Here is a 22,109-nt window from a genome sequence, read left to right on the forward strand (position 1 = left end):
ACGGGAGGTGTCGATGACGGTGACACGGGTGGTCGACCACCTCGTCGAATCGCTCGCCGACTTCGGGGTCCGGCACGTGTTCGGGGTGGACGGGGCCAACATCGAGGATCTGTACGACGCGCTGTCCCGCTGTGGCGCGCCGATCACCGGTGTGGTCGCCAAGCACGAGTTCGCGGCCGCGACGATGGCCGACGGTGCCGCGCGCAGCACCGGACGGCTCGGCGTGGTCGCCGCCACCTCCGGTGGCGGCGCGCTGAACCTCGTGGCCGGGCTCGGGGAGGCGTTCGCGTCACGGGTGCCGGTCCTCGCCCTGGTCGGTCAGCCGCCGCGAACGCTGGAAGGCGTTGGAGCGTTCCAGGATTCGAGTGGCCGCGCCGGATCGCTCGACGCGGTCCGGCTGTTCGCCGAGGTGTCCCGGTACTGCGCGCGGGTCGAGCGGGCCGGAGATCTCGCCGACCAGCTGTCCCGGGCGGTGTCCGCGGCCACGCGCGGCGGCCCGGCGGTGCTGCTGCTCCCGAAAGATGTCCAGCAGTCCGCCGCCGACCCGACGTCCCGGCGGCCGATCGACCCGAGACCCGCACGCGCCCTGGACAAACCGGGAATCGCACGGGTCGCGCACGCCGCGGGAATCGCGCGTCGACGCGGCAAGATCCTGGTTCTCGCCGGCGACGAGGTCGCGCGGGCCGACGCCCGCGGCGAGCTCGCGGATCTGGTCCGCGTGCTCGACGCCGCGGTCGCGGTCACGCCCGACGGAAAGGACACGGTGGATCCGCGCACCCGCGGATTCTGCGGGGTCGCGGGCGTCATGGGACACCCGGAGGTCCTCGACGCCCTGAACTGTGCGCAGCTGTGCCTGCTGGTCGGCACCCGGATGCCGGTTCTCGCCCGGACCGGCCTGGACGAGGGGCTGCGCGGCTCGGTGGTCGCGTCCCTCGGGTCCGTGCCCCCGTACCTGCCGTCCACCCATGCCGTCTCCGTCGACCTGCGGGCGTCGCTCCGCCGCCTCACCGTGTTGCTCGGACCCGTCCCGGGCCCCGCGGTCGACGGCCCGCCGCTGTGCTCGGTCGGGCTGCCCGTACCTGAGGCCACCGGTCCGGGGCTGCGCTACCGGGACGCGATGGCCGCTCTGGACCGGCACCTGCCGGCCGGTGCGGACGTGTTCGTCGATGCCGGGAACACCGGCGCAGCGGCCGTGCACCACCTGCCGGTGCGACGCGGCGGCAGGTTCGTCGTCGCGCTCGGTATGGGCGGCATGGGCTACGCCTTCGGTGCCGGGATCGGGTCGGCGTTCGAGCGGCGGCGCCGCACAGTCGTGATCGCCGGGGACGGCGCCTTCTACATGCACGGCATGGAACTGCACACCGCGGTCCAGCATGCGCTGCCGGTCACGTTCGTCGTCTTCAACAACAACGCCCACGGGATGTGCGTGACACGCGAACGATTGCTGTTCCCGGACCGGTTCAGCCTCAACCGGTTCGCGCCGTCGTTCCTCGCCGCCGGCGTCGCCGCGATGTTCCCGACGGTGCCTGCCCATTCCGCGACCACGGTGGCCGAACTCGACGCCGCGCTGGCCGCCGTCGCCCTCGATACCGGACCGGCGTTCGTGGAGGTGCTCTGCGACCCGGACGAGACACCGCCGTTCCTGCCCTTCCTCCCCCACGAGCCCGGAGCCGCGTCATGACCGAGTCCCCCGCCGCCCTCGCGGACATCCCCGCCGACGCGCTGCCGACCGTGCACCGCATCGAGAACACCCCCGCCGAGGAGGCGCACCCGATGATCGCGGAGATGATGCACGCGGTGTACCCGCACGAGCAGATCTACGGCGACTATTGCAGCCTGCAGGGCTACGTCGACGCACCGCCGGGGCAGGTGTACGACTACCTGGCGCACACCCGCAGCCTGGAGGAGTGGACCTTCAGTCTCCGCGGCTTCGCCCGGATCGGCGGGGACGGACTGTGGCGCGGAAAGGATCTGCTCGGCAGCGGCGACACCGACATCTACACCCGCACCCACGTCTGCCCCGAGGCGATGACCGTGGACTACCACTGCGCCTGGGACCAGGGCGAGCACCTGTGGATGATCTACCTGATGCGGGTCGTCGACGCCCAGCTGGTGCTCGACAAGGCGGGGTCCGTGGTGTTGTGGACCAACTGTCATCATCCGTTCTACGACCGGAATCCGTTCCCGGAGAAGGCTCTCGAGGGCCGCACGGCCTGGGTCGGTGACTATTGGGATGTCTTCTATCCCGGGCACCAGCTGGAACTGGACAACCTGACGCGGATCTGCGAGTACCGGCATGCGCACGGCCTGCCGGTCACCCCCGACTGGCTTCGATCGTCCGGGAGTGCGTCGTGAAGACCGTCAGCCTGGTGGACGTGGCGTCCTACCTTCCCGAGAACCGGGTCGGAGCGGACTATTTCGCGCAGTTCTCGAAACCGAGCAGGCTCGCGAACAGTCCCATGTTCCGGCCCCCGGCCTACCGGCACCACGTCGCGGACGGCGAGAGCGCGGTGGACATGGCGTGGCGTGCGGTCACCCCGCTGCGCGAGCGGTCCGGGGACGACGCGATGCGCGCCGTCGACGTGGTCCTCACCCACACCCAGCTGCCGGACCTGCCCGTGCAGGGCTGTGCCGGCGAACTCGCCTACCGGCTCGGCGCGAACCCGGACTGGGTGCTCGACGTGCACAACAGCGGGTGCGCGGCGTTCCCGTACATGATCCGGGTGGCCGAGCAGTTGCTGCAGCGGGACGGGCTGCGGTCGGCGCTGGTCGTCGCGATCCAGAACGCCGCCGGGCAGGTGTTCACCCAGACCACCGTGCGCTCGCAGCCGCAGGCCGCGATCCCCGGGGATGGTTGCGGCGCCGGTCTTCTCGTCGTCGACGACCGGGCCCCGGTCCTCGCGACCGCGTGCCGTTCGCAGGGGGAGTTTGCCCCGTCGCCCGCCGACGCTGACGTCGACCCGCCCCGCAAGTACTGGGAGCCGGGCGAAGGGCAGTTCCGGATCGCGTTCGACCAGAACAAGATCGCCCGCGTCTACGCGCGCGGCAACCGGATGGTTCCCGAGGTCGCGCAGGACGTGTGCCGGCAGCTGGGGGTGGCGCCGGATGCGGTGGACGTGTTCGTCACCAACCAGCCCAACCGGCTGTTCCTGCGGAACTGGCGTGAGGCCATGCAGTTGCCGGTCGAGCGGCATCCCGACACCTTCGACGAGTGCGGAAACCTGTTCGCCGCCGGGATCCCGGTCACCCTCGACACCGAGAACCGCGCCGGCCGGATCCCGAACGGCGCGCTCGTGGTGATGGCGGCGTTCGCGCACGCCGGAGACTTCGCAGGCGCCGCCGCCGTCCGCTGGGGCGCCGCCCCCGCCTGACCGAAACCCGACCGGCACGACCACTCCCCCGAGGGGTGTCAGGATGCGGGAACGGGCTCGCGGTCGGGGTCGATGCGGCGGGCGTAGCGCTGGGCCAGCGCGGCACACACGATCAGCTGGATCTGGTGGAAGATCATCAGCGGCAACACGATCAGCCCGATCGGCTGGCCGGCGAACAGCACCGCCGCCATCGGCAGGCCGGTGGCGAGGCTCTTCTTCGACCCGCAGAACAAGATGACGATCCGGTCGGGCAGCGAGAACCCGAGGGCCTTGCCCGCGTACGCGGTTGCCGTCATCACGGCCGCGAGGATCAGGCAGCACACCGCGACCAGCGCGACGACATTCCACGCGGACAGCCCGTCCCAGGCGTGCTCGACCATGCCGGCGCTGAACGCGGCGTAGACGACGAGCAGGATCGAGCCGCGGTCGACGAGCTTGGTCGGCTCGGCGTACTTCTGCAGGAATCCCGCGACCCGCGGTCGGATCAGTTGTCCGAGGAGGAACGGGATCAGCAGCTGCACGACGATGTCGACGATCGACGACGCGTCGACGTGCGCCTCGCCGGTGGTGTTCATCAACAGGATCACCAGCAGCGGGGTGACGAACACGCCGAGCAGGTTGGACATCGACGCGCTGACGATCGCCCCGGCGACGTTGCCGCGGGCGATGGAGGTGAACGCGATCGACGACTGCACGGTCGACGGCACGAGGCACAGGTACAGCACGCCGGTGTACAGCTCCTCGGTGAGCACCGACGGCACCAGGATCCGCAGCGCCAGGCCGATCAGCGGAAAGAGCACGAACGTCGCGGCGAACACCACCGAGTGCAGTCGCCAGTGCTTCAGGCCCTCGAGTGCTTCCCGGGGGTGCAGTCGGGCGCCGTAGAGCAGGAACAGGAAGGCGATGGCGATCTTCGTGGCCCGTTCGAGCGTGGTCGCGCCGGCGCCGGAGGCCGGGAAGATGCTGGCGAGCACCGCGACCGCGATGATCGACAGGATGAACCCGTCGACGTGGAACCTGCTCAGAAACCTCACCCGACCACGGTAGGGCGAGCACCGGGTATCGGAGAAGTCGATGAGACCGATTATTCGCATCGAGAAACGTGATAAATGTCGGGGATGCTGGATCCGGTGCTGCTCCGTTCCCTCGTCGCCGTCGATCGCGAAGGCGGGTTCACCGCCGCCGCGGCACGGCTCGGCCTGAGTCAGTCCACCGTCAGCGGACACGTGGCGCGCCTCGAGAAGTCGGTCGGCCGGGAACTGCTGCGCCGCGACACCCGCAACGTCGAACTGACCGCCGACGGAGCCGCGATGCTCGGCTTCGCGCGCACCATCCTCGACGCGTCACAGCAGGCAGAGGCGTATTTCGCGGAACCCGCCCTGTTCGGGCTGCTGCGGTTCGGGGTCTCCGACGACCTCGTCGCCGCCGAGCTGCCCGAGGTGCTGCTGGAGTTCCGGCGCAGCCACCCGCGGGTCGACCTGGAGCTGACGGTCGGGCTCAGCGAGACGTTGGGGGCGAAGGTCGCGGCCGGTGAACTCGACCTCGCGTTCGGGATGCGCCGGCCCGGGGAACGGCACGGGGAGCTGGTCTGGCGCGACCGCCTCGTGTGGGCGGGATCTCCCGAGAGCGAGGTCGCCGATCCCGCCGCCGGTCCGGTGCCGCTGGTGACCTATCCCCCGCCGAGCATCACCCGGCGGGCGGCGATGGAGGCGATGGAGCGGGCGGGGCTGGTGTGGCGGACGACGTGCGTGACGGACAGCCTGCTCGGCCTGCGCGCGGCGGTGCTGGCCGGTCTCGGGTACATCGTGCACGCCGAGTCGATGCTGCCGGACGGCCTGGTGCCGCTTCCCGGCCACGCCCTGCCCGACCCCGGCGACGCCGACTTCGTGGTGATGCGCCGCCCCCGGCCCGCGACCGGGCCGGAGGCCGCGCTGACGGCGCTCATCGTGGCCAGCGAACGCCGCCTGCGCCGCAGCTAGGTCCGAATCACTCAAGTGAGTAGGACCCACGGCGGAGGGACCGCCGCGCGGTGGGGGATCCTGGCTCGGGTCGTGTTTAACGCTGTGACCTGCAAAAACTGGAATCCGATTCGGCCGCAGGACTGGCCGATTCGCCCTAGTCTGGCTCGGTCGGGGGGCGCCGTGCCGGGTATGGGCGCCCCGGTCCCACATTCGAACGAAGGAAGTTGCATGTCTCGAAATCTGGCGCGCCGCAGCGCGTCCGTCCTGGTCGCGGCGGCCGTGCTCGGCGGTGGCCTGGCCCTCGGTGGGGGCACGGCGTCGGCCCAGGAGACCGACCCCGTCTTCGGCGGTTCCGTCGCAGAATTCGGCCAATTCGTCGCCGACGTCATTCTTCCCCCATTGGGCAGCTCTGAGCCCGGGTCTGGCAGCGCCGCTGTGGGCAGCAGCGAACCCTGCGAGAGCTGGGTAGAAATGGGGGAAGACAGCCCTGGCTGCATATTCTCCTACCGCTACCTCCCCACCGAGCTTGCTTCCCTGAGTTAGGGCACTTCTCCCAATCCCTGTTGCGGGAGTGGGAGACACACCTCCTCAGGTCCGAATCACCCAAGTGAGCGGGACCGACGGCGGCAGGACCACCGCGCGGTGGGGGTCCTGCCGCCGGTCGTGTTCAACGCTGTGAACTGCGGAAGCTGAATCTGATTCGGCTGCAGGACTGGCTGATTCGCCCTAGTCTGGCTCGGTCGGGGGGCGCCGCGTCGGGTGTGCGCCCCGGTCCTCACACTTTCGAACGAAGGAAGTTGCATGTCTCGAAATCTGGCGCGCCGTGGCGCGTCCGTCCTGGTCGCGGCGGCTGTTCTTGGCGGTGGCCTGGCCCTCGGTGGGGGCACGGCGTCGGCCCAGGAGACCGAGCCCGGCGGCAGTTTCGTCGAAGTCGTCGTCGGTGCCATTGTCTACCCGCTAACGAACGCGGGAATCATTTATCCGGGCAGCCTTGAAACGAACAGCGCTGCTGTGGGCAGCAGCGGTGAGCCCTGCCACGGGGTCTCCGATAATCCGGAACCGGATGGTCCTGGCTGTTTTGGTGTCATCCGCGTCCTCCCCGACGAGTTCTTTGAGTCGTAGTGCGCGACTGGCTGAAGGCCCTTCCCAGCACTTCCAGTTAGGTCATGTAGCGGGATCCCTGTTGCGGGAGTGGGAGCTAGGTCCGAGTCGCTCAAGTGAGCGGGACTCACGGCGGCGGGACCGCCGCGCGGGTGGGGGATCCTGCCGCTGGTCGTGTTTAACGCCGTGAACTGCGGCGACTCGGGTCCGATTCGTATGCAGGACTGGCTGATTCGCCCTAGTCTGGCTCGGTCGGGGGGTGCCGTGCCGGGTATGGGCGCCCCGGTCCCACATTCGAACGAAGGAAGTTGCATGTCTCGAAATCTGGCGCGCCGCGGCGCGTCCGTCCTTGTTGCGGCGGCTGTGCTCGGCAGTGGCCTGGCACTCGGTGGGGGCACGGCGTCGGCCCAGGAGACCGACCCCAGTTTCGGCGAATCGTTCGTCTATCTCGCTATCGATCTCGCTACAGTCATTGTTCCCCAACTGACGGGCAGCGCTGCGGGCCCCGTTCAGTCGGGCAGCGCTGCTGTGGGCAGCAGTGAGCCTTGCGACGGGTTCTACGAAGGGGTGCCCCGCCCTGGCTGTCTTGGTCACCTCCGCGTCCTCCCCGCCGAGATCTTTGAGTCGTAGTGCGCGACTGGCTGAAGACCCTTCCCAGCATTTCCCGTTAGGGCACCTCTCGCGATCCCTGTCGTGGGATCGGGAGACACACCTCAGGTCCGAATCGCCCAAGTGAGTGGGACCCACGGCGGCAGGACCGCAGCGCGGCGGGGGGTCCTGCCGCCGGTCGTGTTTAACGCAGTGAACTGCGGAAACTCGAATTCGATTCGGCTGCAGGACTGGCCGATTCGTCCTAGCCTGGCCCGGTCGGGGGGCGCTGCGTTGGGGTGGTCGCCCCGATCTGTCACATTCGAACGAAGGAAGTTGCATGTCTCGAAATCTGGCGCGCCGAGGCGCGTCCGTCCTGGTCGCGGCGGCTCTGCTCGGCGGTGGCCTGGCCCTCGGTGGGGGCACGGCGTCGGCCGAGGAGTACGACCCCTACGCCGGCGATCTGTTCATGCAGGTCGCCGCAGTCCTTCTTTCCCCACTGGGCAGCGCTGCGGGCCCCATTGAGTCGGGTAGCGCTGCTGTGGGCAACACCGAGCCCTGCCACGGGGTCTTCGCAGAGGAACCGGAACCTGGCTGTTTTCTTGGTGTCTTCCGCGTCCTCCCCGACGAGCTGGCTGCCAGTTAGGCATGTCTCCCGATCCCTGTCGCGGGATTGGGAGACATGCCCCGCGTCGACGCCCGCGCACCGTCGGGCCCTGTTCGGCCCGACGGTGGCGGAGCGTCCGCACGAGCGGGATCAGAAGACGATCACGCCGCGCAGGTTCCGTCCGGCGTGCATGTCGTCGAAGCCCTGCGCCACCTCGTCGAGGGTGTAGGTGGTGGTGACGAGTCCGTCGAGTTCGAGCTTGCCGGCGGTGTACAGGTCCACCAGCCACGGGATGTCCGCGGACGGGGCGGAGGCGCCGAACAGTGAGCCCTGCAGCCGCTTCTGGTAGAGCGTGAGCTCCATCGGGCTGATCGGGATGCCGACATCGGTCATCTTCCCGAGGCCGGTCACCACGCAGACGCCGGCCTTGCGGATGGCGGAGAACGCCTGCGCGATGTGGTCGCCGGTGGTCACGCCGACGGTGACGATGGCCGCGTCGGCGCCCTGGCCGTTGGTCAGCGAACGGGCCACCTCGGTGGCCTCCTCCATCGTCGAAAATGCCTGGGTGGCACCGAACTTCAGGGCACTCTCCCGTTTGAAGGCAACCGGGTCGACGGCCAGGATGTGCGCCGCGCCGGCGTGCGCGGCGCCCTGGACGGCGTTGATGCCGATTCCGCCGACGCCCATAACGATCACCGTCTGACCGGGGTAGACCTGCGCGGAGTTCACCGCGGCGCCCCAACCGGTGCCGACGCCGCACCCGAGCAGGCACAGCGTCTCGAGCGGCAGGTCCTTGTCGACCTTGATCGCGGAATCGACGCTGACGGTGGTGTATTCGCTGAACGTCGACAGGCCGCAGGTCTGCGCCACCGGCTGCCCGTCCAGGCTCAGGCGGTAGCTGTTCGGGTCGTCGGGGCGACCGCCGGTCATGATGGCCGCGCCGCGGTCGCACAGGTTCTGCAGGCCCTTCGCACACCAGCGGCAGCGTCCGCAGCCGGAGACGAACGAGAAGATCACGTGGTCGCCCTCGGCGAATCCGGTTGTCTCCGGGCCCACCTCGACGACGACGCCGGCGCCCTCATGGCCGCCGCAGATCGGGTACACGCCGACGGCATGATCGCCCAGTGCGATGTGGTCGTCGGAGTGGCACATGCCCGACGCGACCATCATGACGGTGATCTCGTCTCGGCGGGGGGCGTCGAGGTCGAGCTCGACGACCTCGTAGCGGCCGGGGGTGCTGCGGATGATGGCACCGCGGGTCTTCACATGTGCTCCTTCACAGTCGAATCGGGGGTTACGGGGTGACCTGGGCTGCGATGCCGGCAGCGAAGCCCTCGTGGTACGGCGGGACCATCCCCCATTCGCGGCGCATGTCGACGGCGGGTGCCTCGAACACCGCCCGCGCGTGACTGAATTCGAGGAAGCCTTCGCGGCCGTTGTAGTGGCCCATGCCGGACGCGCCGACGCCACCGAACGGGGCGTCCTGCAGTCCGGGGTGCATCATCACGTCGTTCACGGTGACGCCGCCCGAGAGGGTGCGCCCGAGGACGGTCTCCTTCTCCTGCTCGTCGGTGCCGAAGTAATACAGCGCCAACGGGTTCGGACCGGCGTTGATCTCGTCCAGCACGTCGTCGAGGGTGTCGTATCCGACCACCACCATGGCGGGGCCGAAGATCTCCTCGTGGCGGATGACGGCGTCGGCGGGCGGGTCGACGACGACGCGCAGGGGCCGCCGGCGGCCGGTGGCCGGGAGGGGTCCCGCGGGTGCCGACTCGACGCGGGCACCGCGCGCGGCGGCGTCGTCGACGTAGCCGTCGATCCGGGCCAGGTGCCGGTCGTTGACGACCGCGACCGCATCCCGGTTGTCCTCGACGGTGGGGATCAGGCTCGTGTACTCCGCCAGCACACCGGAGACGAACTCGTCCAGCCTCTCCCGTGGGACGTAGGTGGTGTCCGGGTTGACGCACAGCTGACCACCGTTGCTGTTCTTGCCCACGGCGATCCGGAACGCGGCAGCGGGCAGGTCGGCGCTGCGACCGATCACCGTCGGCGACTTGCCGCCGAGCTCGAGCGTCACCGGCACCAGGTTCTGTGCGGCGTTGGCCATCACCAGCTTTCCGACCGCGGAGCTGCCGGTGAAGACGAAGTGGTCGAACGGCAGCGACGTCAGGGCGTCCGCGACGTCGGGTCCACCGAGGACGACGGCGACGACGTCGGGGTCGAGCAGCGTCGACACGGCGTCGGCGATCACGTCCGCGGTACGGGGCGCGATCTCGGACGGCTTGAGCACCGCCCGGTTACCGGCGGCGAGGACCCCGGCGAGCGGGCTCAGCAGGGTGAACACGGGGGCGTTCCAGGTGCCGATGATCCCGACCGAGCCCTTCGGCTGGAACCGGACCTGGGCGGTGGCCCCGAGCTGGTCGTACGGGGCGAACACCGGTCGATCCTCCGGGCGCATCCACGTTTCCAGGTTGTCGCGGGCGTGCTTGAGGGCGGCGAGGGAGCCGAGGACGTCGTTCATCAGCGAGTAGCCCTCGGGGCGTCCGCCGAAGTCGGCGTCCATCGCCTTCGCGAGGTCGTCTGCGCGGGCGACGACGAGGTCGATCACCTGCTGGATACGGGCTCGGCGCTCCTCCGCGCTCGCGGGGCCGGCGGCGACGTGAGCCCGGCGCTGGCGGGTGAGAAGGTCCGAGATGTGTGCGTTCGCGTTGTCCACGTGGCGGACGGTAGGCCGTGATCCAGGTCACGTCGGGTGTCGTCCCGTGGAGTGGGACTGGTCCACGGGGCGGTTCTGCCGCGCGGAGGCCGCGGCAGCAACGACTCAGCAAATTTCCTGTGACCTCGATCCCATCCCGTGTCTGCGCCGCGAGGTTGGGGTCTCGTTCCGCTACCTTCAGGAAACGGCAAATTGCCAGCATCCAATACTGTTCGAATGCGAGCGGGTCGAAAGGAACCGAGTTGAGGCTGATCGCGGCAGATCCGGTGGCCACCCTGACGGCGTTGGAGGTCGAATTCGACCGCTCGATCCGGCTGTCCGCACTGCCCGTTCACCTGAGCCGCCGCGCCGGCTGCGACGCCGCGCAGGGTGCCGTCCTCGACGCCCTCGGTGACGAGCAGGTCCGGTACCTCCCCATCGGAGACGCACCGGGTGTCGCCTGCCTCGTGGTCGGCGCCGGGCAGTCGCAGTCCCATCCCGTCAACACCCTGGCCGGGGAGATCGCCTCGCACTACGGGGCGGGTGGTCCGGCGGTCCTGCGCGGCCGGGCGTTGATCGTCGGGGGCAGGCCCGATGCGCCGACCACACTGACCGAGCGCACCGCGCAGGACCTGGCGCACATGGTCATGATCGAGGTCCGGATGAGGACTTCGCGGGTGTGCTCCGTTCCGATGGTGAGGTCGCCCAGGCAGTGAGCCGGGCATCCGGACCGGCGTCCCGCCCAGCGGATTCGGCGATACGGGCCTGATCCCGAAACTGCAAGAGTCACTTCCGACATCCGCGCAAGTGACAGGAGACCGCCGTGCCGCACCATCCCGGACTCGATCCCGCCCACACCCTGCTCGCGATCGAGGAGATCAAGGCGGTGTTCGCCAAGCGGCTGCGGGTGATGGACGCCAAGCAGTGGGACCTGTACCCCACCTGCCACACGGATGACGTCGTCAGTGCGACCTACGGTGGCCTGCCGCAACAGTTCCAGCCGCAGACCGAAGGCGAGTCGAACCGGGTGGTCGGGCCGGAGGCGGTGACGAAGGCGATCTCCGGGTTCCTCGACGGCGGCATCCCGATCACCAGCGTCCACCACGGTCACACCCCGGAGATCGAGCTGACGTCCGCGACCACCGCGCGCGGCGTGTGGGCGATGGAGGACCACCTGTGGTGGCAGGACGGCGACGTCGAGCAGTCGCTGCACGGCTACGGCCACTACCACGAGGAGTACCGCTGCGTGGACGGCCGCTGGCTGATCTCGTACCGCAGCCTGAGCCGGCTTCGGGTCGACGCGACGGACGGCTTCTACGGGTTCCTGTCGACGCGGCTCTGAAAGCTCGCGTCCGCGAGCGCGTTGAGGGCGCCGGCCATCTCGGCGGCACGGGCGGTGGTGACGGTCAGCCGCTGCCCGTTCGCCGCGGTGAACACCAGGGCCGGGCCGGTCTCGGTGACGACGCCGAAGTTGCCGCGACCCTTGGTGCGCACCCCCCAGCCGCCGAAGTCGCGGAACGGCGCGACCTCGGTGACCTTCGCGCCCTCGAGTTCGTCGACGCCGTAGCCGAGCGCGCACATGCCCATGTTGAACACCCGCAACCCGGACTCGTCGACCACCACGCGGTAGCGCAGCAGCCCGATCACGAGCAGGCTGACCGGGAGGAACACCGCCAGCAGCCACCACGAGTCGGCGAGGCGGCACAGCCCGACCGTCACCAGCGCGGCGAGGCCGACCAGGACCGCGGTGGTCCCGGCGCCGAGACCGATCTTCGCGACGATGGGCAGTGCCAGCGGCCCCCGGGGCAGCTTCGCGTCCGGGCGGCCGGCGGCGGGCCGACGTTCCCGGTGGTCGCGCAGCAGCGATGCGCCCCCGACCCCGACGGCGCCGCCGACGAGGATCCCGACCACGATCGCCGTCGTCGACAGCCGGGCGTCGGCGGGGTCGGCGAGATCGAGGTGCGCGGCGACCAGGCCGAACCACAGCGCCAGCATCAGGCCGGTGACGGCGGACCCGACCATCAGCATGGTGCGGCGCGTCATCAGCATCGCCTGGGCGAGGGCCGCGACGGCGCTCGCTCCGCCGCCGATCAGGACGATGACCAGAGCAAACGTCCAGGCCGCCGACCCGGTGGCGGTGAACCCGTCGGCAACCCCGTCGCTCCAGTGGACGGCCAGGGTGGCGGGCAGTCGCGGGCGCCACAGTCGGGCCGTCAGCAGCACCGCGGCCGCCGACAGGACGGGCACCGCGACGCCGAAGACGACACCGGCCGGGTCGAACGCCCTGCTTTCGCTCATGGCCGCCGATTCAACCAGGCCGGCGGTGCGCGCCGCGGCCGTGCGTGATTTTCACCCGCACCGGGGTGAGAATCACGCACAGTACGAAGGGACCTGCGGAGCGAAGGAGCTCGACAGATGGCCGGTCCGGCAGCGGACGTTCCGATCTCGGCGGTGGACACGGCGATTCTCGGCATCAACGTCGCCGGTCAGCCCTACGTGGTGACCCTCGCCGGGCTGTTGGCCCCCGGCGGTTTCGTCGACGCGGCCGGCCACCCGGACGTGGCGCGACTGACGGAGTACCTCGCACCGCGGGTGGCGCGGGAGCCGGACCTGCAGCAACTCCCGCAGTGCCGCGGCGGTCGGTGGTGGTGGGTGCGCGTGCCGGTCGAGCTGCCGGCGCACGTCACCGTCGAGTCCGCGTCCGACGCCGGCGGCTTCGAGGCGCTGTGCGGGCGACTGGTCATGGAGCCGCTGCCACACGATCGTCCGCTGTGGCACATCACCCTCGTGCCCGCGGCCCGGCCGGGGCGGTGCGGTGTCGTCGTGCGGCTCCACCACGCCGTGGTGGACGGCGCACGGGCCAGTGCACTGGTCGAGCGGCTGTTCGGCTTCGACGAGGGGTCCGGGGCGGCGGGAGTGCCCGGGGCCGGGGAGGCGCCGGGCGGGGACGTCCCCTCGCTGGTCGCGCGGGTGCGCCACGGCCTGCGCATGTTCCTGCGGCGGCCGGTTCGCTCCCGGGTGCTGCTCGGGCCGGTCGGCAGCGCACGTGACGTGGCCTCGACGAGCGTGGATCTGGCCCGGTTGGAGGCGGGTGCGGCGGCGCGCGGCGGCACGGTCAACGACGCCTACCTGGTCGCGGTCGGGCAGGGGCTGCGCGCAGTGCTGACGGATGCGGGCGAGCCGGTACCGGACGTGCTCACGGTCTCCGTGCCGGTGCTGGTCGACTCCCGCGGCGGGGCGCACAACGCCGTCGGAGTCATGCTCGTCGCCGTCCCCCTCGGGGACACCGACGCGGCCCTACGAATCGTCGCGTGCCGGACGGCGGAGACGAAACCGCTCGCCCGCGCCGCGGGGACCGCGGTCGGGTCGCCGCGGCTCACCCGCCTGTTCAACGTCTTCACCGCGCACCAGCGCGTCATCGCGACGGTCGCGTCCAACGTCCGCGGCCCACGGCGTCCGCTCGTCGTCGAGGGCGCCCCGCTGGTGGAGATGTGCGCGCTCGGCCCGCTCGCCGGGAACGTCCGCGTCGGCTTCACCGCCGTGTCGTACGCCGGTCGGCTGTGGGTCGGCATCGAGTGCGATGCCGACCATCTGCCTCCGGCCGCCCGCATCGCGGAGGGTGTCGGCAGGGCGCTGCGGTCGATCTCGGACGGGTGACGGACCTCGCCTACGACCGGTCTCAGTGCGGCAGGCAGGCGCCCTTGAGGGAGCAGGCGTCGCAGGAGTCCGTCCCGCAGTCGGCCGCGGCGGCGGCGTCGGCGGGCGACTCGGTGGCGCAGACGGAGGTCGTCGTGGTGGCGGCGGGGGCACTGCCGCACCCGCAGGCGTCCCCGCAGCCGGCGGGCGCGGCCGCGGCGGCGGCGCGGGCACCGGCGGTCCCGCCGTAGCCTGCGGTCACGAGGGCGGCGAGGGCGGCGACCGCGGCCACGGCCAGGCCCCCGATCGTGCCCAGGGCCAGCGCACCGATGCCGCCGATGACCAGCAGCAACGCGGACGCGGCCATGGTCGGTCCGGCGATCCGGTTGGCGAGGCGGAAGGTTTCCTGGGAGGCGAGGGTGTCGGGGGTGCGGACCCCGGCCCAGCGGTTGCGCGGCAGTCGGCCGGTCATCCCGGCGACGGCAACGCCTCCGACGACGAGGGCGACGACGAACAGCACGCTGGCAACGATGAGCACGGCTACCAGGGTACGTCGGGGGCCGTGCGGTGGGGTCCCGAGGGGGACGCTTTAGGCTGGTGTCGGGAAACCCTGCCCGGAATCCGGGTGCGGTGCCCCTGACCGCGGAGCCCGCGGCGACCGTGTACCCGTAGCCGGCGGCGACCCTGAACCGAGTCGACGGGTGGCAGGGACCACGCCTCCAGGCTCTCCAGACCCCAGCGCAGAGAAGACAGCGAATCAGTGACCGAGTCAGTGCAGCAGCCAGGCGGCGACGCGACCCCTCAGCACCGTTACACCGCGGACCTCGCGGGTCGTATCGAGGCACGCTGGCAGGACCGGTGGCGCGAGCGCGGCACCTTCAACGCCCCCAACCCGGTCGGTGACCTCGCCGGCGAGCTGCCCGCGGACAAGCTGTTCGTCCAGGACATGTTCCCGTACCCGTCCGGTGCAGGCCTGCACGTCGGGCACCCGCTCGGCTACATCGCGACCGACGTGTTCGCGCGGTTCCACCGGATGCACGGCCACAACGTGCTGCACACCCTCGGCTACGACGCGTTCGGCCTGCCCGCCGAGCAGTACGCGGTGCAGACGGGCACGCACCCGCGGACCACCACCGAGGCGAACATCGAGAACATGAAGCGGCAGCTGCGCCGGCTCGGTCTCGGGCACGACGAGCGTCGCAGCGTCGCCACCACCGACGTGGACTTCTACCACTGGACGCAGTGGATCTTCCTGCAGATCTACAACGCCTGGTACGACACCGAGCTGAACCGGGCGCGGCCGGTCGCCGAGCTGGAGGCCGAGTTCGCCTCCGGTGCCCGCACTCCGGCCGACGGGCGCGCGTGGGCGGACCTGTCGGACGCCGAGAAGCACGCCGAGATCGACTCGTACCGCCTTGTCTACCAGTCCGATTCGATGGTCAACTGGTGCCCGGGCCTGGGTACGGTGCTGGCCAACGAGGAGGTCACCGCCGACGGCCGCTCCGAGCGCGGCAACTTCCCGGTGTTCCGCAAGCACCTGCGGCAGTGGATGATGCGGATCACCGCGTACTCCGACCGGCTCACCGACGACCTCGAGTACCTGGACTGGCCGGAGAAGGTGAAGTCCATGCAGCGCAACTGGATCGGACGCAGCCACGGTGCCCGCGTCAAGTTCGCCGCGCACCGGGAGCACGGCGGCGGTGGCGATGCCACCCCGGACTACGACATCGAGGTGTTCACCACCCGCGCTGACACCCTGTTCGGCGCCACCTACGTCGCGCTCGCCCCCGAGCACGAGCTGGTCGACCGGCTGGTCGCCGACGTCTACCCGGACGGCACGGATCCGCGCTGGACCGGCGGCGCCGCGACCCCGACCTCGGCCGTCGCCGCCTACCGTGCCGCGATCGCCGCGAAGTCGGACCTCGAGCGGCAGGAGAGCAAGGAGAAGACCGGCGTCTTCCTCGGCTCCTACGCCGTCAATCCCGTGAACGGGCACAAGGTTCCGGTGTTCATCGCCGACTACGTGCTCACCGGCTACGGCACCGGCGCCGTGATGGCGGTACCCGGCCACGACCATCGTGACTGGGAGTTCGCCACCGAGCTCGGGCTGCCGATCCTCGAGGTCATCTCCGGCGGCGACATCACCGAGGGCGCCTACACCGGTGACGGTCCGCTGGTGAACTCGGGCTTCCTCGACGGGCTGCCGGTCGACGAGGCGAAGAAGGCCGTCATCGCGCACCTCGAGGCCGACGGTCGCGGCGTGGGCACCATTCAGTACAAGCTGCGCGACTGGCTCTTCGCGCGGCAGCGGTACTGGGGCGAGCCGTTCCCGGTCGTCTACGACGAGCAGGGTCTCGCGCATGCGCTCCCGGAATCGTCTCTGCCGGTTGAACTTCCGGAGGTCGAGGACTACGCGCCGGTGTCGTTCGACCCCGACGACGCGAACTCCGAGCCGTCGCCGCCGCTGGCGAAGGCGTCGGACTGGGTCAACGTCGAGCTCGATCTCGGTGACGGGATGAAGAACTACCACCGCGACACCAACGTGATGCCGCAGTGGGCGGGCAGCTCCTGGTACCAGCTGCGCTACATCGACCCGACCAACCGGGACACGTTCTGCGCCAAGGAGAACGAGCAGTACTGGATGGGTCCGCGGCCCGAGCTGCACGGCCCGAACGATCCGGGCGGCCTGGACCTGTATGTCGGCGGCGTCGAGCACGCGGTGCTGCACCTGCTGTACTCGCGGTTCTGGCACAAGGTGCTCTTCGACCTCGGGCACGTCAGCTCGTCGGAGCCGTACCGGCGCCTGTACAACCAGGGCTACATCCAGGCGTACGCGTACACCGACAGCCGCGGCGTCTACGTGCCCGCCGCGGACGTCGTCGAGAAGGATGGGAAGTTCTTCTACGAGGGCGCCGAGGTCAACCGCGAGTACGGCAAGATGGGCAAGTCCCTGAAGAACGCCGTCGCGCCGGACGAGATCTGCGAGGAGTACGGCGCCGACACGCTGCGCGTGTACGAGATGTCGATGGGTCCGCTGGACACTTCGCGGCCGTGGGCGACCAAGGACGTCATCGGTGCGCAGCGGTTCCTGCAGCGCGCGTGGCGCGTCGTCGTCGACGAGGAGACCGGCGCGGTGCGGGTCACCGACGCCGAGCCCTCGGAGGACACCCTGCGGGCGCTGAACAAGGCGATCGACGGCGTCAACGCCGACTACACCGCGCTGCGCGACAACACGGCGGTCGCGAAGCTGATCGAGCTGACCAACCACCTGACCAAGGCGTACCCGGACGGTGCCCCGCGGGCGGCGGTCGAGCCGCTGGTGCTCATGCTCGCGCCCGTTGCGCCGCACGTCGCCGAGGAACTGTGGTCGCGGCTCGGGCACGAGACCTCGCTCGCGCACGGCCCGTTCCCGACCGCGGACGAGAAGTGGCTGGTCGAGGACTCGGTCGAGTACCCGATCCAGGTCAACGGCAAGGTCCGCAGCCGCATCACCGTCGCGGCGGACGCGGACCCGAAGACCATCGAGGCCGCCGCCCTCGCGGACGAGAAGATCGTCGCCTTCCTCGACGGCGCCGATCCGCGGAAGGTCATCGTCGTCCCCGGCAAGATGGTGAACATCGTCAAGTAGGCAGGTGCCCGCGGCGCTTCGCTCGGGGCCACCACAGCGCACACCCGCGCGGCATCGACTGCCGCGCGGGTGTGGTCGTTCTCGGGCCGGTCACAGCACGTCGTGCACGAACGCGAGGAGGTCGTCGACCACCTCGTCGCGGTTGGTCTCGTTGAGGATCTCGTGCCGCGCCCCGGGATAGCTCACGTACCGGGAGTCCTTCCCCGCGAGTCGCTCCCAGCCCTCCGCCGTCCCCTCCCGCGGGACCAGACCGTCGTCGGTGCCGTGCATCCACAGCACCGGGACGGTGTCCACGGCACCGGCCTCGTTGATGGTGTCGAGGCCGCGCCGCAGCGCCTCGAGCGTGGGTCGTCGGAAGGGGCCGTGCCAGACCAGCGGATCGGCCAGGTACGCCTCACCCACGCGCGGATCGCGGGAGAGAGTGGCCGGGTCGATCGGGGTGTTGGGGATCTCGTCGGCCGCGAGCAGTGTGTCCACGACGTCCCAGCGGCCGAGCACCGGCGCGGAGAGCACCACCGCGGCCAGTCCGTCCCCGAACCGCTGCGCGAACCTGGCCGCGATCATCCCGCCCATCGAGTGCCCGATCAGCACCACCGGCAGGTCCGGGTGCTCCCAGCGGGCGACGTCCTCGAGCAACCGGAAGTCCTCGACGATGCGCTCGACGTCGTCGATGAGCACCCGCTCGCCCGCGCTGAGGCCGTGCCCGGCGTGGTCGAGGGCGTAGACGGCGGCGCCGTCGGCGACCAGGCGCTCGGCGAGGTGACCGTAGCGTCCGCAGTGTTCGCCGTAGCCGTGACACACGAGGGCCAGGTAGCGGGGGTTCGCCCCGGAGGTGCGCCCAGCGGCCAGGACGCCGGCGTGCCCGTCGAGGGTGAAGGCGGTGGGCTCGTTCATCCGCGAAGCCTATGCCCGGCGGGGGTCCGTTGTTTATCCTCGGCGCTAGAACATGTTCCAGAAATTCGAATGGGAGACAGACATGGCGCCGTCGCGCGAGAGCATTGTGGCCACCATTGAGGCGTACGTGAAGGCGGTCGCATCCGGCACCGTCGACGATGTCCTCGCGCTGTACGCGCCGGGTGCCACCGTCGAGGACCCGGTCGGCACCGAGGTGCGCACCACCGAGGAGCAGTTGCGCGAGTTCTACGGCATCATCGAGCCGCTCGAACAGGTCGTGGAGCTCGGCCTGGTGCAGGTCGCCGGCGCCAACGCCGCCTTCGGCTTCGAGCTCACCACCATCCACGGCGAGAGCCGGCTGGGCCTGACCGTCATCGACGTGATGACCTTCGACGACGACGCGAAGATCACCTCGATGCGCGCGTACTGGGGACCGGAGAACATGATCACCAACTGACACCCGTCCGGTCGGGTAGGGCCGGGACCGTCCGTCGGCCGGGCGCGCACGGGGTGCCCGCGGATCTAGCGTCGACGCATGATGGATCCGTTGGCGACCTGCCCTCCCGGCCGATGGCGGCACGGCGACGTCGAGGTGATGAGAAGTCTTGTCCCGCGGCAGGAATCGACACTCACCGCGCTCCGTTCGGGCCGTGGTCTGACGGTCACGCACCGGCTGCGGCCATCCGACCTGTCCGACCGGCTGGCCACCCGCGTCGCCGACGAGTTGGAGCTCCGCACGCCCGCGGACTTCGAGGCCGTGATCGTCGGACTGGTCCGCTCCACCGTCAGCGACCCGCGCGCCGCCTGGGCCCTCTACTACGACAACTCGCTGCGCGAACTCCTCGCAGGCACGGCACCTTTCGCGCGGGTTCACGAGTACGGCGCGGCACTCGTCGAGGGGGACACCGTCGTCGACCTCGGCTCCTGCTTCGGGTTCTTCGCGCTGCGCCTGGCGCTGGCCGGGCATCGGGTCACGGCCACCGACATCTGTGACGGCACCATGCGGCTGCTGTCCACCGTCGCCACCGACCTGGGAATCCCGGTCGACACGCTCGCCTGCGACGCCGCGGACGTGCCGCTGCCCGACGACTCCGCGGACACCGTCACCGCGATCCATCTGCTCGAGCACGTCGACTCCGAGGTGGGGGCGCGGATCGTGGCGGAGGCGCTTCGGGTCGCGCGGCGGCGGGTGGTGATCGCGGTGCCGTTCGAGGACGAGCCGACCGTGTGCCACGGCCACGTCCGCACGTTCGACGAGGAATCACTGCACGCGCTCGGCGCCGCGACCGGGTACCGCTACCGGGTCACCGAGCACCACGGCGGCTGGCTGGTCATCGACCTCTAGGTCGCGCGAGTGTGCACCTGTCGGCGGGTCACTCGGCCGAGGCGCCGCCAACTGCACCGTCGCTCCGTACAACCCTCTGTCCCGAGGAGAAGTCATGCGTGTCCCACTCTGGATCGGCTTGCCTGCCGTGATCGTCCTGTCGACCGCCGATGTGGTCCTCGCGCTCCAGACCCGTGCGGTGGGGGCCGCGGCGCGTGCGGTGATCCGGCGGATGCCGACTCCGGCATCCGGTACCGGCGTCAGATGAGTCCGCGCTTGCTGGCCTCGTAGACGGCCTCGGCGCGCCGGGTGACGCCGAGCTTGCGCATCAGGTTGCTCACGTGGAACTTGACGGTGGTCGCCGAGATGAACAGCTTCTCCCCGATCCCGCTGTTGGACAGTCCTTTCGCGAGCAGCGCGAGAACCTCGATCTCGCGATCGGTGAGCTTCTCGGACTGCACGCCGGTGCGCCCGAGGGACTGGACGACGGTGGCCGCGGTGCGTGAGTCGAAAGCGCTCTCCCCCTGCGACACCGCGCGGATCGCGCGGACGAGTTCGGTGGTGTCGACGTCCTTGACGACGTAGCCGCGCGCCCCGGCCTGCACGGCCTCCAGGACCAGGCGTTCGTCGAGGAAGGTGGTCAGCACCAGCAACCCCATCCGCGGGTGCGCGGCCGACAGCGCCCGGCACAGCACCAGGCCCTCGTAGTCGGAGCCTGCGCCGAGCTTCAGGTCGATCAGCACGATGTCGGGATCGATCTGGGCGGCAAGGGATTCGGCGCCGGATCGGCTGTCGGACTCCCCCACGACCTGCAGGTCGGGCTCGCGGTCGAGCACTGAACGCAGACCCTGCCGCAGGATCGCGTGATCGTCGACGAGCAGGATCCGCACCGGCCGGGTGGCGGATCCGGGCACTGCGTCGGGGGCGAGGTGCGGGGCGGGCATCACTGGGCCTCCATCGGTAGCGTGACGGCGACGCGGACACCGCCGATCCGGGCGCGGCGGACCGTCAGGTCGCCGCCGAGTTCACGGGCGCGGGTGGCCATGTTCGCCAGACCGCGGTGGTGTCCGTCCACGTCCCCGGCGACCGCCTTGCGCAGTGCGGCGCGGATCCGGATCGGGTCGCCGGTGCCGTCGTCGTCGACGGCCAGGCCCACCTCGGTCGGCCGATATGTCAGCCGCAGCACCGCCCGGCGCGCGTCGGCGTGCACTGCGGTGTTGAACAGCGCCTCGCCGGCGATCCGCAGCAGGGCGTGCTCGACCTCGCCGCTCAGTTCGACGGGAGTGCCCTCGACCCGCAACTCCACAGCCAGGTCGGTGGGGGTCGGGACGACGCTCAGCTGCTGCAGCATGTCCGGCAGCGTGGCCGTCGCGGCGTCGGGGGTGTTGTTGAGGGTGAAGATCGCCGAGCGCAGCTGCTCGACCGCCCGCCGCGTCATCTCCTTCGCGAGGTCCAGCCGTTCGCCGCGCTCGCCGGCCGGAATGTCGCCCAGGCACACCTCGATCTGCATGCCCGCCGACAGGACCGCCTGGGTGACGCTGTCGTGCAGTTCGCGGGCGATGCGGCGGCGCTCGTCGTCGAGGATCTGGTGCCGGTGCGCGGCATCGAGCTGGCGTTGCGCGGACGCGAGTTCCGCGTTGCGCACGGCCAGGTCGGCGGCGGTGCGGCGGGCCTGCGCGGACGCGTGCTCGGCACGTTCGAGTGCGACGGTGCCGCGTTGGTACAGTGCCGAGTTCTGCAGTGCGACAGCCGTTTGACTGGCCAGGATGTTCAGCACCGAGGCGTCGGTGGCGTCCAGGCCGCGGGTGGTCCACGCCGCGATCGCACCGACCACGCCGCCGTCGAGGACGAGCGGCACGTACGCGTGCCGGTGGTCGAGTTCGGGGCGGTCGCCGTGTCCGGTCGCGCCGGTCCGGATGCCGTCGAGGCAGTCGAGAACCATGTCGGGCAGCGGTGGGCCCTCGACGTTGTCGACCAGGAACGGTGTCGCGTCCGGGCCGAGAACCAGGCGCCGCGGTCCCGCGTCGGGCAGGGCCCCGTCGCGGAGGGCGAACACCACCCAGCGGGCGCTCAGGTGTGCCCGCGCGGCCTCCGCGACCGCACAGACCAAGGTCTCCGGGCCCTCGACGGTGCGCACCAGGGCGCGGGAGATCAGGTCCAGCGCGTGCACCATCCGCTCGAGCCGTTCCGCGGCGCCCCGGTACTGCGGGTAGTAGCTGGACTTCCCGGACCGCAGCCCGGTCAGCACCGCGAGATCGGGTGCCGCGGAGTCCGGATCGTGCGTCACCGTCGACCGCCGACGCG

22 protein-coding genes are annotated in these 22,109 nt (G+C 70.5%); 14 read left to right on the forward strand and 8 right to left on the reverse strand.

The window, feature by feature from the left end; all coding sequences use genetic code 11:
* Positions 1–13 precede the first annotated feature (13 nt).
* From ACWEPG_RS14620 to ACWEPG_RS14630, 3 genes are read left to right on the forward strand one after another with little or no spacing between them, the layout of a single operon-like run.
* Positions 14–1,681 carry a thiamine pyrophosphate-binding protein gene (locus ACWEPG_RS14620; protein ID WP_452594667.1) on the forward strand — a complete coding sequence of 556 codons (1,668 nt, stop codon included), beginning with the start codon at positions 14–16 and terminating at the stop codon, positions 1,679–1,681.
* Complete coding sequence (locus ACWEPG_RS14625) at positions 1,678–2,355, forward strand: SRPBCC family protein (protein ID WP_452594668.1); 678 nt, start codon at positions 1,678–1,680, stop codon at positions 2,353–2,355. Before ACWEPG_RS14620 ends, ACWEPG_RS14625 begins: the two co-directional genes overlap by 4 nt.
* Positions 2,352–3,371, forward strand: coding sequence for a 3-oxoacyl-ACP synthase III family protein (locus ACWEPG_RS14630; protein ID WP_450113830.1), 1,020 nt, complete (start codon positions 2,352–2,354; stop codon positions 3,369–3,371). The genes ACWEPG_RS14625 and ACWEPG_RS14630 overlap by 4 nt, the downstream gene beginning before the upstream one ends.
* Positions 3,372–3,409: 38 nt before the next feature.
* Here ACWEPG_RS14630 and ACWEPG_RS14635 read toward each other — a convergent pair whose 3' ends face one another.
* Complete coding sequence (locus tag ACWEPG_RS14635; protein ID WP_450113829.1) at positions 3,410–4,405, reverse strand: bile acid:sodium symporter family protein; 996 nt, start codon at positions 4,403–4,405, stop codon at positions 3,410–3,412.
* Positions 4,406–4,480: 75 nt separating this feature from the next.
* On the opposite strand from ACWEPG_RS14635, the gene ACWEPG_RS14640 reads away from it, so the two are divergent.
* The 4 genes from ACWEPG_RS14640 to ACWEPG_RS14655 all read left to right on the forward strand — a co-directional run bounded on the left by ACWEPG_RS14640 (position 4,481) and on the right by ACWEPG_RS14655 (position 7,667).
* Complete coding sequence (locus ACWEPG_RS14640; RefSeq protein WP_450113828.1) at positions 4,481–5,350, forward strand: LysR family transcriptional regulator; 870 nt, start codon at positions 4,481–4,483, stop codon at positions 5,348–5,350.
* 210 nt (positions 5,351–5,560) lie between these two features.
* On the forward strand, positions 5,561–5,875 hold the full coding sequence (locus ACWEPG_RS14645; RefSeq protein ID WP_450113827.1) for a hypothetical protein: 315 nt from the start codon (positions 5,561–5,563) through the stop codon (positions 5,873–5,875).
* 258 nt (positions 5,876–6,133) lie between these two features.
* Positions 6,134–6,454, forward strand: a complete 321-nt coding sequence (locus tag ACWEPG_RS14650; RefSeq protein WP_452594669.1) for a hypothetical protein — start codon at positions 6,134–6,136, stop codon at positions 6,452–6,454.
* A gap of 907 nt (positions 6,455–7,361) precedes the next feature.
* Entirely contained in the window at positions 7,362–7,667 is a 306-nt protein-coding gene (locus ACWEPG_RS14655; RefSeq protein ID WP_450113825.1) for a hypothetical protein, read from the forward strand.
* A gap of 111 nt (positions 7,668–7,778) precedes the next feature.
* Here ACWEPG_RS14655 and ACWEPG_RS14660 read toward each other — a convergent pair whose 3' ends face one another.
* Positions 7,779–8,894, reverse strand: coding sequence for an NDMA-dependent alcohol dehydrogenase (locus ACWEPG_RS14660; RefSeq protein ID WP_452594670.1), 1,116 nt, complete (start codon positions 8,892–8,894; stop codon positions 7,779–7,781).
* 28 nt (positions 8,895–8,922) lie between these two features.
* Positions 8,923–10,344, reverse strand: coding sequence for a coniferyl aldehyde dehydrogenase (locus ACWEPG_RS14665; protein ID WP_450113823.1), 1,422 nt, complete (start codon positions 10,342–10,344; stop codon positions 8,923–8,925).
* Between the two features lie 242 nt (positions 10,345–10,586).
* On the opposite strand from ACWEPG_RS14665, the gene ACWEPG_RS14670 reads away from it, so the two are divergent.
* Positions 10,587–11,039, forward strand: a complete 453-nt coding sequence (locus ACWEPG_RS14670; protein WP_450113822.1) for a hypothetical protein — start codon at positions 10,587–10,589, stop codon at positions 11,037–11,039.
* 107 nt (positions 11,040–11,146) lie between these two features.
* Positions 11,147–11,665, forward strand: a complete 519-nt coding sequence (locus tag ACWEPG_RS14675; protein WP_450113821.1) for a nuclear transport factor 2 family protein — start codon at positions 11,147–11,149, stop codon at positions 11,663–11,665.
* Here ACWEPG_RS14675 and ACWEPG_RS14680 read toward each other — a convergent pair.
* Positions 11,638–12,621: a DUF1648 domain-containing protein gene (locus tag ACWEPG_RS14680; protein ID WP_450113820.1), complete on the reverse strand. Its 984-nt coding sequence runs from the start codon at positions 12,619–12,621 to the stop codon at positions 11,638–11,640. The two genes, ACWEPG_RS14675 and ACWEPG_RS14680, sit on opposite strands and share 28 nt — an antisense overlap.
* A 117-nt stretch (positions 12,622–12,738) precedes the next feature.
* On the opposite strand from ACWEPG_RS14680, the gene ACWEPG_RS14685 reads away from it, so the two are divergent.
* Complete coding sequence (locus ACWEPG_RS14685; RefSeq protein ID WP_452594671.1) at positions 12,739–13,980, forward strand: wax ester/triacylglycerol synthase domain-containing protein; 1,242 nt, start codon at positions 12,739–12,741, stop codon at positions 13,978–13,980.
* Positions 13,981–14,002: 22 nt separating this feature from the next.
* On the opposite strand, the gene ACWEPG_RS14690 is transcribed toward ACWEPG_RS14685, so the two are convergent.
* On the reverse strand, positions 14,003–14,497 hold the full coding sequence (locus tag ACWEPG_RS14690; protein WP_452594672.1) for an SdpI family protein: 495 nt from the start codon (positions 14,495–14,497) through the stop codon (positions 14,003–14,005).
* Between the two features lie 222 nt (positions 14,498–14,719).
* Here ACWEPG_RS14690 and leuS point away from each other — a divergent pair, with 222 nt between their 5' ends.
* Complete coding sequence (gene leuS, locus ACWEPG_RS14695) at positions 14,720–17,587, forward strand: leucine--tRNA ligase (RefSeq protein ID WP_450113817.1); 2,868 nt, start codon at positions 14,720–14,722, stop codon at positions 17,585–17,587.
* Positions 17,588–17,677: 90 nt separating this feature from the next.
* Here leuS and ACWEPG_RS14700 read toward each other — a convergent pair whose 3' ends face one another.
* Positions 17,678–18,481: an alpha/beta hydrolase gene (locus tag ACWEPG_RS14700; protein ID WP_452594673.1), complete on the reverse strand. Its 804-nt coding sequence runs from the start codon at positions 18,479–18,481 to the stop codon at positions 17,678–17,680.
* 82 nt (positions 18,482–18,563) lie between these two features.
* On the opposite strand from ACWEPG_RS14700, the gene ACWEPG_RS14705 reads away from it, so the two are divergent.
* The 3 genes from ACWEPG_RS14705 (at position 18,564) to ACWEPG_RS14715 (ending at position 20,073) form a co-directional block, all read left to right on the forward strand.
* Positions 18,564–18,938, forward strand: coding sequence for a nuclear transport factor 2 family protein (locus tag ACWEPG_RS14705; protein WP_450113815.1), 375 nt, complete (start codon positions 18,564–18,566; stop codon positions 18,936–18,938).
* 78 nt (positions 18,939–19,016) lie between these two features.
* The gene (mftM, locus tag ACWEPG_RS14710; protein WP_450113814.1) at positions 19,017–19,826 is read left to right on the forward strand and encodes a mycofactocin oligosaccharide methyltransferase MftM; all 810 of its coding nucleotides are present in this window, start codon (positions 19,017–19,019) and stop codon (positions 19,824–19,826) included.
* A gap of 94 nt (positions 19,827–19,920) precedes the next feature.
* On the forward strand, positions 19,921–20,073 hold the full coding sequence (locus ACWEPG_RS14715) for a hypothetical protein (protein WP_450113813.1): 153 nt from the start codon (positions 19,921–19,923) through the stop codon (positions 20,071–20,073).
* On the opposite strand, the gene ACWEPG_RS14720 is transcribed toward ACWEPG_RS14715, so the two are convergent.
* Entirely contained in the window at positions 20,066–20,749 is a 684-nt protein-coding gene (locus ACWEPG_RS14720) for a MadR family response regulator transcription factor (RefSeq protein WP_450113812.1), read from the reverse strand. The genes ACWEPG_RS14715 and ACWEPG_RS14720 overlap by 8 nt on opposite strands.
* Positions 20,749–22,092 carry a MadS family sensor histidine kinase gene (locus ACWEPG_RS14725; RefSeq protein WP_450113811.1) on the reverse strand — a complete coding sequence of 448 codons (1,344 nt, stop codon included), beginning with the start codon at positions 22,090–22,092 and terminating at the stop codon, positions 20,749–20,751. The genes ACWEPG_RS14720 and ACWEPG_RS14725 overlap by 1 nt, the downstream gene beginning before the upstream one ends.
* Positions 22,093–22,109 lie beyond the last annotated feature (17 nt).

It is taken from the genome of Rhodococcus sp. NPDC004095, from assembly GCF_053604015.1.

What these genes read in the sequence shown, in the direction of transcription:
- ACWEPG_RS14650 (WP_452594669.1), top strand. Translation starts at nt 6,134, where the DNA reads ATGTCTCGAAATCTGGCGCGCCGTGGCGCGTCCGTCCTGGTCGCGGCG.
- ACWEPG_RS14705 (WP_450113815.1), top strand. Translation starts at nt 18,564, where the DNA reads ATGGCGCCGTCGCGCGAGAGCATTGTGGCCACCATTGAGGCGTACGTG.
- ACWEPG_RS14720 (WP_450113812.1), bottom strand. Translation starts at nt 20,749, where the DNA reads ATGCCCGCCCCGCACCTCGCCCCCGACGCAGTGCCCGGATCCGCCACC.
- mftM (WP_450113814.1), top strand. Translation starts at nt 19,017, where the DNA reads ATGATGGATCCGTTGGCGACCTGCCCTCCCGGCCGATGGCGGCACGGC.
- ACWEPG_RS14645 (WP_450113827.1), top strand. Translation starts at nt 5,561, where the DNA reads ATGTCTCGAAATCTGGCGCGCCGCAGCGCGTCCGTCCTGGTCGCGGCG.
- ACWEPG_RS14680 (WP_450113820.1), bottom strand. Translation starts at nt 12,621, where the DNA reads ATGAGCGAAAGCAGGGCGTTCGACCCGGCCGGTGTCGTCTTCGGCGTC.
- ACWEPG_RS14640 (WP_450113828.1), top strand. Translation starts at nt 4,481, where the DNA reads ATGTCGGGGATGCTGGATCCGGTGCTGCTCCGTTCCCTCGTCGCCGTC.
- ACWEPG_RS14655 (WP_450113825.1), top strand. Translation starts at nt 7,362, where the DNA reads ATGTCTCGAAATCTGGCGCGCCGAGGCGCGTCCGTCCTGGTCGCGGCG.
- ACWEPG_RS14625 (WP_452594668.1), top strand. Translation starts at nt 1,678, where the DNA reads ATGACCGAGTCCCCCGCCGCCCTCGCGGACATCCCCGCCGACGCGCTG.
- ACWEPG_RS14685 (WP_452594671.1), top strand. Translation starts at nt 12,739, where the DNA reads ATGGCCGGTCCGGCAGCGGACGTTCCGATCTCGGCGGTGGACACGGCG.
- ACWEPG_RS14620 (WP_452594667.1), top strand. Translation starts at nt 14, where the DNA reads ATGACGGTGACACGGGTGGTCGACCACCTCGTCGAATCGCTCGCCGAC.
- ACWEPG_RS14715 (WP_450113813.1), top strand. Translation starts at nt 19,921, where the DNA reads ATGCGTGTCCCACTCTGGATCGGCTTGCCTGCCGTGATCGTCCTGTCG.
- ACWEPG_RS14700 (WP_452594673.1), bottom strand. Translation starts at nt 18,481, where the DNA reads ATGAACGAGCCCACCGCCTTCACCCTCGACGGGCACGCCGGCGTCCTG.